Origin of the sequence: Neisseria sp. 74A18, assembly GCF_001308005.1 — a bacterium.
GTDB classification, from domain to species: Bacteria; Pseudomonadota; Gammaproteobacteria; order Burkholderiales; family Neisseriaceae; genus Neisseria; species Neisseria dumasiana.
Genome location: NZ_LGZA01000066.1, coordinates 1 through 3,562, shown reverse-complemented (window position 1 = coordinate 3,562; position 3,562 = coordinate 1). Strand labels below are relative to the sequence as shown.

General features: G+C 47.0%; 3 protein-coding genes. 2 read left to right on the top strand and 1 reads right to left on the bottom strand.

The window, feature by feature from the left end:
- Positions 1-85: 85 nt before the first annotated feature.
- Positions 86-325: a transposase gene (locus AKG43_RS13695; RefSeq protein ID WP_156300679.1), complete on the top strand. Its 240-nt coding sequence runs from the start codon at positions 86-88 to the stop codon at positions 323-325.
- A 42-nt stretch (positions 326-367) separates the two neighbouring features.
- On the opposite strand, the gene AKG43_RS11750 is transcribed toward AKG43_RS13695, so the two are convergent.
- Entirely contained in the window at positions 368-1,684 is a 1,317-nt protein-coding gene (locus AKG43_RS11750) for an MFS transporter (protein ID WP_054617459.1), read from the bottom strand.
- 478 nt (positions 1,685-2,162) lie between these two features.
- Here AKG43_RS11750 and AKG43_RS11745 point away from each other — a divergent pair, with 478 nt between their 5' ends.
- Positions 2,163-3,422: a M48 family metallopeptidase gene (locus AKG43_RS11745; RefSeq protein ID WP_054617460.1), complete on the top strand. Its 1,260-nt coding sequence runs from the start codon at positions 2,163-2,165 to the stop codon at positions 3,420-3,422.
- Positions 3,423-3,562: the final 140 nt, after the last annotated feature.

Sequence of the window (3,562 nt, the reverse complement as noted above, 5' to 3'; positions counted from 1 at the left end):
AGTGCCTCATAATGAGGCACTTTAAGGGGACTTTAGGGGTAGCTTGTCTACTTTTTACGCAAAAACAGCCGGAACATGATGAAGCATGTTCCGGCTGTTTGTTGGCGTGGGGTTTTGCAAAGGTCTCTGCCTGTTCAGGCAGCAACAGGCACACCTATCCTGTTGGCCGCCTTCAACAGGTTCACATACATCGCCTTCAGGTGGCTTGCCGCCTTACAGCCCTGACTTGAATCCGATAGAGAAGAAGTGGGCTTGGATAAAGAAGAAGTGGGCTTGGATAAAGAGGTACCGGAGAAAGCACGTAATTAATAATGTCCGTCGATGAGATATTTAGAAGCGTTATTTAAATTAAGTTGATTGACTGTACTTAGGGTGCAGACTGCTTATCCATCTGCGCTTCACGTTCAAGCTCGTGCGCATACGCCTGCGCTTCTTCCTCGTTAAACGGTTTGAGTACGCCGCTGTCGTTACGCGGGTCGAGTTCCGCCATCACCGGGCCGGCCGAAGCAGGCATGTTAACGTGCATACTGCGTTTGTCTTCCGGTACCACAGCTTGTCGCGAGGCGAATACGGCCAGCAACGTAGCAAAAACAATGAAATAACCATAAAAACCGTAGCGTTCGGCCTGATCCATCACCACTCCCAAAATGATTGGGGCAAAGAGCGAACCCATGCCGTAGCTGAAGAGCAGACTGCGACTCACTTCCACAGTATTCATTTCATTAGGCAACTGGTCGTTGGCACGGGCTACGCTCAAAGCATAAAGAGTAAACAGCCCGATGCCGAAAAATACCGCCACAATATATTGAACCCAAATAGCATCTATGCCTGCTACCATCAGCAAAATACCGGCCGCTGCGCCCAAGGCTGAAACCGTTGAACAAGTAAAAATAGCGGTGCGGCGGCCGTAGCGGTCGGAAAGGCGCGCAATCGGCAACTGCACGGCAAAGCCCGTGCCCATGGCAATCATCAGATAAAACGAAATCTGCCGCACGTCAAAACCCTGTTTGAGCAGAAATACCGAAGCCATAGTAAAAAAACCGTTCATTAACAAACCGGCAGTAAAGCTGCCCACAATTGCCAAGGGAGCAATGGCAAACAAACGCGGCAGGCTGATGCGTTGGTGCGGAGGCAGTTCCGGTGCTTTCAATCGGGTCAGTGCCACCGGCAGCATCGCCGCCATCACCATAATCGCCGAGAGAAGAAAAATATCTTGGCTGGAAAGTTTGAAACTTAATAGGCCGATACCCACGGTAAACGAAATGTAGTACACCACATTATAAAAGGCCAACACTTTGGCACGGCCGGCAGAGGTGCTGCGTTCGGCCAGCCAGCTTTCCACAATCATCAACAGGCTGTAATAGCAAAAGCCGAGCAACACCCGCAACGCACCCCATACCCAGAGATTATCCGTCATCATATGGCTGAGCGCGGCAATCGCGAACACCGCCCCGAACACGCTGAAGCCACGGATATGCCCCACACCCGATACCACGCGGTGCGCCGCCATCGCACTTAAAGCAGCCCCCACGAAAAATGCCGCATTAAGCACCCCGATGGCAAAGTTTTTTACCCCCATCTGCGAAAGCTCCACACCTGCCGAGTTCAAAAACAGGCCGAATCCCGCAAACAGAAAAAATACCGAGAAAAAGAGCGAATAAAATTTGTTGGATTGTTCAAGCATCGATACGGCTTTCAGACTTAAGTTGGCAAATGCGCTAGCCTGACAGATTAACAGACGGGTGTAAACAGACAGCTGCCGCCGAAAACGTAAAAAACAGAAATGTAAAAACAGAAGATGAGAAATATAGTTAATCCGCTTATTTTTAATAGAAAGTGCAGGTGTACGGAAACGATTCTGTTGTCTATTCAACGGCTTACACAATGATTGTTTTTGAGTTAAGGCGCAGCAACGCGGTAGTAAAAATAAGTGGATTGACTCTAGGATAACCGTTTGGATCGAACAAAAAGCACAGACAAAAAAAAAGCCCTTGAAAACAAGGGCGGAATATCATGTTTTTCCGAAAGGATAAACAGTTATGAAAAGTTGCTGTCAGCTATTATACTTACACCGTTTATAAAACACCAGTTAAAACCCGTTCCACCGAAACAAGGTGTATATTTTACGCTACATTATTGTTTTTATTATATTTATATTTAAAATGAATACGCATACACTATATATTTCGTTTCTAGTTTTTTTCATATTCAGCACATTTTTGCAGTTTTATTTATCCATCCGTCAAAGCCGTGCCGTACTCAAACACCGCAGTCATGTGCCTGCCGATTTTGCCGATACCGTTTCACTTGAAGAGCATCAAAAAGCAGCCGATTACACGTTAGCCAAACAGCGTTTCGCACGTTACCGCATTATGTATGAAGCTTTACTGCTACTGGTATTTACATTGGGCGGCGGCTTAAACCTATTGGCTGCTTTAAGCATGAAGTTTTCTGAAAACCCGATCACACAAGGTGTATTGCTGATAGCACTTTTCACAGTAGTCAGCACCCTCATTTCCCTACCTTTAGATGCCTATGCCACTTTCAAACTCGAAGCACGCTTCGGTTTTAACCGCAGCACAGTGGCTACATTTATCGGGGACCGTATCAAAGGTTTGCTGGTAGGAGCAGTTATCGGCGTGCCGTTACTGTATGCCGTGATTTATCTGATGGGCATTACAGGCAGCTTTTGGTGGTTGTGGGTATGGTTGTTGTGGTTGGGTTTTTCAATGTTGATGCTGTGGGCGTTTCCCAAATGGATTGCACCGCTGTTCAATAAATTCGATCCCTTGCCAGAAGGCCGTCTGAAAGAACAAATAGAAAACCTGCTCGGGCGTACAGGCTTCAAAAGCAAAGGCATTTTTGTAATGGACGGCAGCAAACGCTCCGGACACGGCAATGCCTACTTTACCGGCTTGGGCGCAAACAAACGCATCGTCTTTTACGATACCCTGCTGGAAGATATGCAGCCCGATGAAGTAGAAGCCGTGCTGGCACACGAGTTGGGACATTTCAAACACAGACACATTATCAAACAGATGCTGATTACCTTTGTATTGGCATTGGCCGTGTTGTATATGTTGGGGCAACTAATGCCGCAAGCCGCCTTTTATCAAAGTTTAGGTGTACATTACCCTAGCCATGCCATGGCTTTACTACTGTTTCTTCTAGTATTGCCAGTATTCACTTTCCCTTTTTCACCGTTGGCCAGTTTGGTCTCCAGACGCAATGAATTTGAAGCCGACCGCTACGCAGCAGCCACATCGTCGGCTCAAAGCTTAATTGCCGCTTTAACCAAACTCTACCGCAGCAATGCAGCCAGCTTAGTGTCCGATAAATGGTATTCACGTTTTTATGATTCACACCCCGGCGCACGCGAAAGAGTAGCAGCATTGAAACAAGCACAAGCTCCCGTCAAATAAAACAAAAGCGTTTTCAACCGTGCCGTCTGAAAGAAACTTTTTCAGACGGCACGGTTGTATTTTGTCCGGTTGTATTTTGTATGTGAAGTAGGGTTTTGGTGTATTGATGTAGGGTTTTGTTGTCGGTTTGTCGGTTTGGC

Bases quoted from the DNA above. Each gene is read 5' to 3' on its own strand.
- AKG43_RS13695 (WP_156300679.1), top strand. From the start codon at position 86: ATGTTCCGGCTGTTTGTTGGCGTGGGGTTTTGCAAAGGTCTCTGCCTG.
- AKG43_RS11750 (WP_054617459.1), bottom strand. From the start codon at position 1,684: ATGCTTGAACAATCCAACAAATTTTATTCGCTCTTTTTCTCGGTATTT.
- AKG43_RS11745 (WP_054617460.1), top strand. From the start codon at position 2,163: ATGAATACGCATACACTATATATTTCGTTTCTAGTTTTTTTCATATTC.